The organism is Streptomyces sp. CNQ085 (assembly GCF_022614595.1).
GTDB lineage: Bacteria > Actinomycetota > Actinomycetes > Streptomycetales > Streptomycetaceae > Streptomyces.
In genome coordinates this window covers 41,080-47,553 of the sequence record NZ_JAJFAU010000002.1, presented here as the reverse complement: position 1 = coordinate 47,553, position 6,474 = coordinate 41,080, and the positions used below count along the sequence as shown (strand labels likewise).

The 6,474-nt window shown below is 72.4% G+C and carries 5 protein-coding genes; all 5 read right to left on the bottom strand.

The features are described from left to right. Positions 1 to 119: 119 nt before the first annotated feature. The 5 genes from gap to uvrC all read right to left on the bottom strand — a co-directional run bounded on the left by gap (position 120) and on the right by uvrC (position 6,408). Complete coding sequence (gene gap / locus LJ221_RS00890) at positions 120 to 1,124, bottom strand: type I glyceraldehyde-3-phosphate dehydrogenase (RefSeq protein WP_241712805.1); 1,005 nt, start codon at positions 1,122 to 1,124, stop codon at positions 120 to 122. Positions 1,125 to 1,385: 261 nt separating this feature from the next. Then, a complete protein-coding gene (gene whiA, locus LJ221_RS00885; RefSeq protein WP_241712803.1) occupies positions 1,386 to 2,363 on the bottom strand; it encodes a DNA-binding protein WhiA in 978 nt (325 codons plus the stop codon). After that, on the bottom strand, positions 2,354 to 3,481 hold the full coding sequence (gene yvcK / locus LJ221_RS00880) for a uridine diphosphate-N-acetylglucosamine-binding protein YvcK (protein ID WP_374228344.1): 1,128 nt from the start codon (positions 3,479 to 3,481) through the stop codon (positions 2,354 to 2,356). Before yvcK ends, whiA begins: the two co-directional genes overlap by 10 nt. Continuing rightward, the gene (gene rapZ, locus LJ221_RS00875) at positions 3,370 to 4,329 is read right to left on the bottom strand and encodes an RNase adapter RapZ (RefSeq protein ID WP_241712801.1); all 960 of its coding nucleotides are present in this window, start codon (positions 4,327 to 4,329) and stop codon (positions 3,370 to 3,372) included. The genes yvcK and rapZ overlap by 112 nt, the downstream gene beginning before the upstream one ends. Positions 4,330 to 4,380: 51 nt before the next feature. After that, complete coding sequence (gene uvrC, locus LJ221_RS00870) at positions 4,381 to 6,408, bottom strand: excinuclease ABC subunit UvrC (RefSeq protein WP_241712799.1); 2,028 nt, start codon at positions 6,406 to 6,408, stop codon at positions 4,381 to 4,383. Between the last annotated feature and the right edge of the window lie 66 nt (positions 6,409 to 6,474).

Genomic DNA, 6,474 nt, shown 5'->3' with positions numbered 1-6,474 from the left:
TCCCGCCGCCGCCGTCCCCATGCGCCTCGCGGATCCTCGTACCGGCGGCCGCCGGCCGCTTCTTCGCGCCCCGCGAACCCCGCCGCGTCACGTCTCGGCGCTGCCGTCCGGCAGCGTGGTCAGAGCCGCTCGCCGACGTAGACCGTCAGGTCCACGAGGCGGTTGGAGTAGCCCCACTCGTTGTCGTACCAGCCGACGACCTTGACCTGCTTGCCCTGGACCATGGTCAGAGAGGAGTCGAAGGTGCAGGAGGCCGGCCAGTTGACGATGTCCGAGGAGACGATCGGGTCCTCGGTGTACTCCAGGAAGCCCTTCAGCCGGCCCTCGGCGGCCTTCTGGAAGGCGGCGTTGACCTCGTCCTTGCCGGCCTCGCGGTCGAGCTCCAGCACGAGGTCGATGACCGAGCCGGTCGGGACCGGGACGCGCATGGCGATGCCGTCCAGCTTGCCCTTGAGCTGCGGCAGGACGAGGGCGGTGGCCTTGGCGGCGCCGGTCGAGGTCGGGATGATGTTCTCGGCCGCGGCGCGGGCCCGGCGCAGGTCCTTGTGGGGGAAGTCCAGGATGCGCTGGTCGTTGGTGTACGCGTGGACGGTCGTCATCATGCCCTTGACGATGCCGAAGTTCTCGTCCATCACCAGGGCCATCGGCGCCACGCAGTTGGTGGTGCAGGAGGCGTTGGAGACGACGTGGTGCTTCTCGGCGTCGTAGGCCTCGTGGTTGACGCCCATGACGACGGTGATGTCCTCGTTCTTGGCCGGAGCCGAGATGAGGACCTTCTTCGCGCCGGCCGCCAGGTGCTTGGCTGCGTCCTCGCGCTTGGTGAAGATGCCGGTGGACTCGATGACGATGTCGGCGCCGAGCTCACCCCACGGAAGGGCGGCCGGGTCGCGCTCGGCCATCGTCCTGAAGGTCTGGCTGCCCACCGTGATGGTGTCGGCGGTGTGGCTGACCTCCTGCTTCAGACGGCCCAGGATGCTGTCGTACTTCAGCAGGTGGACAAGGGTCGCGTTGTCGGTCAGGTCGTTGACACCGACGATCTCGACGTCCGCGCCCTGCTCCAGAAGGGCGCGGAAGTAGTTCCGTCCGATGCGGCCGAAGCCGTTGATGCCTACGCGGATCGTCACGAACCGATCTCCTCGCTAGGTACGCCGGTGTGGACACCGGCGAAGCTGTTTGGGATGTCCCCGACCACTTCCGACCCTACCGCGCCGGGTGCTCGCGAGTGACATCGGCCACCCGCCGTGTGCGGTGTGGAGCACCGGTGGCAGGGCGCACCCGCGAAGGCACCCGGCAGACATCCGGGCGGCCCCGGTACCCGGCCGCGGGCCCCGGCGACACGGTGTGCGGGGACGACGGGACGGACGACCGGGGCTCCCGGAGCCCGTTCAGCCGACCATCTCCTCCGTCAGGTTCGACTCGGTGCCCGGGATTCCCAGGTCGGCGGCGCGCTTGTCGGCCATGGCCAGCAGCCGCCGGATGCGCCCGGCCACGGCGTCCTTGGTCAGCGGCGGGTCGGCCAGCGCCCCCAGCTCCTCCAGGGACGCCTGCTTGTGTTCCATGCGCAGCCGGCCGGCCGCGGCCAGGTGCTCGGGCACCTCCTCGCCCAGGATCTCCAGCGCGCGCTGCACACGGGCCCCGGCGGCGACGGCGGCGCGGGCCGAGCGGCGCAGGTTGGCGTCGTCGAAGTTGGCCAGGCGGTTGGCGGTGGCCCGCACCTCGCGGCGCATCCGCCGCTCCTCCCATGCCAGTACCGACTCGTGGGCTCCCAGCCGGGTCAGCAGCGCGCCGATGGCGTCGCCGTCGCGGACGACGACCCGGTCCACACCGCGCACCTCGCGCGCCTTGGCCGCGATCTGCAGGCGGCGGGCGGCGCCGACGAGGGCGAGGGCGGCCTCGGGGCCGGGGCAGGTGACCTCCAGGGAGGAGGAGCGTCCGGGCTCGGTGAGCGAGCCGTGCGCCAGGAAGGCGCCGCGCCAGGCGGCCTCGGCGTCGCAGGTGGCCCCGGAGACCACCTGGGGCGGCAGACCGCGCACCGGGCGGCCGCGGCCGTCGACCAGCCCCGTCTGCCGGGCGAGCTGGTCACCGCCCGCCACCACCCGTACGACGTAGCGGCTGCCGCGGCGCAACCCGCCGGGGGCCATGACCACCAGGTCGGAGGCGTGGCCGAAGATCTCCAGGATGTCCTTGCGGAGCCTGCGGGCGGCGATGCCGGTGTCCAGCTCGGCCTCGATCACGATGCGGCCGCTCACCAGGTGCAGTCCGCCGGCGAACCGCAGGATGGAGGAGACCTCCGACTTCCGGCAGCAGGTCCGGGTGACGGGTAGCCGGGAGATCTCGTCCTTCACCGCTGCCGTCATCGCCATGGGCCGATCCTTCCATGCATTCGAAAAATCCGGTCGTACGCGGCGGCCAGCAGCTCCGGGTCGTGCCGGGGGGCTCCTCCCGGGGCGGCCACCGGCGCCAGCTCGACCGTGCCGCCGAGGCGCCGGGCGGCGTCGCGGAGGCCTTCCTCGTCGGGCACGGCGGCCCGGTCGGCCAGCACCACGTCGAAGGTGAGTTTAGGGGCGTGTCGGGCCAAAACCTCCAAATGACGCTGCGGGGAGAAGCCGTCGGTCTCTCCCGGCTGCGGCGCGAGGTTGAGCGAGAGCACACGGCGCGCCCTGGTCTCGGTGAGCGCCTGGAGGAGTTCGGGGACCAGCAGGTGGGGGATGACCGAGGAGAACCACGAGCCGGGGCCGAGCACCACCCAGTCCGCGTCGAGGACCGCCTCGACGGTCTCGGGGACGGCGGGCGGGTCGTGCGGAACGAGGTGCACCTGCTGCACCTCGCCGGGGGTGAGGGCGACGGTGGCCTGGCCCCGGACGGTGGTGACCTCCCGCGGGCGCGCCGGGTCGTGGCCGCGCACCAGGGCCCGCAGCTCCAGCGGGACGGCGGACATCGGCAGCACCCGGCCGTGCGCGCCCAGCAGCTTGCCCACCAGGTCCAGGGCCTGCACGTGGTCGCCGAGCTGCTCCCACAGGGCGACGATCAGCAGGTTTCCCACCGCGTGCTCGTGCAGGTCGCCCCTGCTGACGAAGCGGTGCTGGATGACCCGGGCCCAGGTCTGGCCCCACTCGTCGTCGCCGCACAGCGCGGCCAGGGCCTTGCGCAGGTCGCCGGGTGGCAGGACTCCCAGTTCGTCGCGGAGCCGCCCGCTGGAGCCGCCGTCGTCGGCGACGGTGACCACGGCGGTCAGGTCGCGGGTGATCCGGCGCAGCGCGGCCAGCGAGGCGGACAGGCCCATGCCACCGCCGAGCGCCACCACCTTCGGGGTCCCGCCGCGGGCTCTGCGGGTGGTGACCAGGCGCCGCGGTCTGCGGGTGCGGACGATCACTCGCGTCCCATGTCGCGGTGCACGACGACGGTCTCGACGCCCTCGGCGGCCAGCCGGGCGGCCAGCTTCTCGGACATCGCCACGCTGCGGTGCTTGCCGCCTGTGCAGCCGACCGCGACGGTCACGTAGCGCTTGCCCTCACGGCGGTAGCCGGCGGCGATGAGCTGGAGCAGCTCGGCGTAGCGGTCCAGGAACTCCTTGGCGCCGGGCTGGTTGAAGACGTACTGGGAGACCTCCTCGTTGAGACCGGTGTACGGCCGCAGTCCCGGCACCCAGTGCGGGTTGGGCAGGAAGCGGCAGTCGACGACGAGGTCGGCGTCGACGGGGAGACCGTACTTGTAGCCGAAGGACATCACCGTCGCCCTCAGCTCGGGCTCCTCCTCGCCGGCGAACTGGGCGTCGAGCTTGGCCCGCAGCTCGTGGACGTTGAGGGCGGAGGTGTCGATGACCAGGTCGGCGTCGCCGCGCAGCTCGCGCAGCAGGTCGCGCTCGGCGGCGATGCCGTCCACGATGCGCCCGTCGCCCTGGAGCGGGTGGGGGCGGCGCACCGACTCGAAGCGCCGCACCAGGGCGTCGTCGGACGCCTCCAGGAAGACGATCCGGCGGGTGACGTGCTTGGCGTCGAGGTCGGCCAGGGACTCGCGCAGGTTGTCGAAGAAGCGGCGGCCGCGGACGTCGACGACGACGGCGATCCTGGCCACGTTGCCCTGCGAGCGGGCGCCGAGGTCGACCATGGTCGGGATCAGGGCGGGCGGCAGGTTGTCCACCACGAACCAGCCGAGGTCCTCCAGGCACTTGGCGGCGGTGCTGCGGCCCGCGCCGGACATACCGGAGATGATCACCAGTTCGGGGATGGCGGCGGTGTCGCCTCCGTTCCCCGCGGTGTCGGCCACCGCACCCGTACTCGTACCCGTGCCCACCTGCGCTCCGTCTGCCGTTCCCATGTGCTCGTTCATCGCGCTCTCCCCCTCCCACCTGTGGCGTTCCGCCTGTAGATCGCCGGTGTCCTACCGGCCTTCCCGGTCCTCCAGGATCTCACCCGTGGCGGTGTTCACCGCCGGAGCGGCCGGGGCCGCCTGCGCCAGGGCCGCGGCGACGGCCTCGGCGGTCTTGCGTCCGACGCCGGGGACCTCGCAGATCTGCTCGACGGTGGCGGCGCGCAGCCGTTTGACCGAGCCGAAGTGCTTGACCAGAGCTTGCTTGCGGGACTCCCCGAGGCCGCGGACGGCGTCCAGCGGGCTCGCCCTCATCGCCCGCGACCGCTTGCCGCGCTGGTAGCGGATGGCGAAACGGTGCGCCTCGTCACGGACTCTCTGGAGCATGTACAGGCCCTCGCTGGTCCGGGGCAGGACCACCGGGTCGTCCTCGCCGGGCAGCCACACCTCCTCCAGACGCTTGGCCAGCCCGCACACGGCCACGTCGTCGATCCCCAGCTCGTCCAGGGCCCGCCGTGCGGCGGCGACCTGCGGCTGCCCGCCGTCGACCACGACCAGCTGCGGCGGGTAGGCGAACTTCGGCGGCCTGTTCCCCTCCCGCTCCCCGGCCGGCGCCGGCCCGTCCGGGACACTCCCCGGCCCCCCGGTTCCGGAGTCCTCCGCCGCGAGGTCCTCCCCGGTGGCCCACTCGCCCGTGCGCTGCCTCTCCTGGAGGTAGCGGCGGAAACGGCGGGAGACCACCTCGTGCATGGAGCGGACGTCGTCCTGGCCGGCGAAGCCCTTGATCTGGAAGCGGCGGTACTCGCTCTTGCGGGCCAGGCCGTCCTCGAAGACCACCATCGAGGCCACCACGTCCTCGCCCTGGAGGTGGGAGATGTCGAAGCACTCGATGCGCAGCGGGGCCGAGTCCAGCCCGAGTGCCTCGGCGATCTCCTCCAGCGCGCGGGAGCGAGTGGTCAGGTCGGAGGCGCGCTTGGTCTTGTGCAGGGCCAGGGCCTGCCGGGCGTTGCGCCGCACCGTCTCCATCAGTGCGCGCTTGTCACCGCGCCGCGGCACCCGCAGGTCCACGGCCGCGCCGCGCCGGCCCGCCAGCCAGGCCGCGAGCGGCTCCACCGGATCGGGCAGGGCCGGGACCAGGACCTCCCTGGGCACGGCGTCGCCGCTCTCCTCGCCGTAGAGCTGCTGGAGGGCGTGCTCGACCAGGCCGGCGGTGGTGACCTCCTCCACCTTGTCGGTGACCCAGCCGCGCTGGCCGCGCACCCGGCCGCCGCGGACGTGGAAGATCTGGACTGCCGCCTCCAGCTCGTCCTCGGCGACCGCGACCAGGTCGGCGTCGGTGGCGTCGGTGAGGACGACGGCGTTCTTCTCCATCGCCCGCTTCAGCGCCTCGACGTCGTCGCGCAGCCGGGCGGCCCTCTCGTACTCCATTCCCTCGGCGGCCCGGTGCATCTCCTGCTCCAGGCGGCGCAGGTGGGCGCCGGTGCGCCCGGCCATGAAGTCGCAGAACTCCTCGGCCAGCCGCCGGTGCTCCCCGGCGTCGACCCGGCCGACGCAGGGCGCCGAGCACTTGCCGATGTAACCGAGCAGACAGGGGCGGCCGATCTGGGCGGAGCGCTTGAAGACCCCGGCCGAGCAGGTGCGCACCGGGAAGACGCGCAGCATCAGGTCCACAGTCTCGCGGATCGCCCAGGCGTGCGCGTACGGACCGAAGTAGCGCACGCCCTTCTTCTTGGGCCCGCGCATCACCTGCACGCGCGGGAACTCCTCGTTCATCGTCACCGCGAGGGAGGGGTAGCTCTTGTCGTCGCGGTACTTGACGTTGAAGCGCGGGTCGAACTCCTTGATCCAGGAGTACTCCAGCTGGAGCGCCTCGACCTCGGTGGAGACCACCGTCCACTCCACGGAGGCAGCCGTGGTGACCATCGTACGGGTGCGCGGGTGGAGGCCGGCCAGGTCCTGGAAGTAGTTGGCCAGGCGCTGGCGCAGGCTCTTCGCCTTCCCGACGTAGATCACCCGGCCGTGTTCGTCGCGGAACTTGTAGACCCCCGGGGAGTCGGGGATCTCTCCAGGCCTGGGGCGGTAGCTGGAGGGGTCTGCCATGACGCCCACCTTACTGGCGGCCCGCGGCGCGCGGGGGATGCGGCGGCGCGCCCCGCCCTCGCATGC

What these genes read in the sequence shown, in the direction of transcription:
- uvrC (WP_241712799.1), bottom strand. Translation starts at nt 6,408, where the DNA reads ATGGCAGACCCCTCCAGCTACCGCCCCAGGCCTGGAGAGATCCCCGAC.
- rapZ (WP_241712801.1), bottom strand. Translation starts at nt 4,329, where the DNA reads ATGAACGAGCACATGGGAACGGCAGACGGAGCGCAGGTGGGCACGGGT.
- whiA (WP_241712803.1), bottom strand. Translation starts at nt 2,363, where the DNA reads ATGGCGATGACGGCAGCGGTGAAGGACGAGATCTCCCGGCTACCCGTC.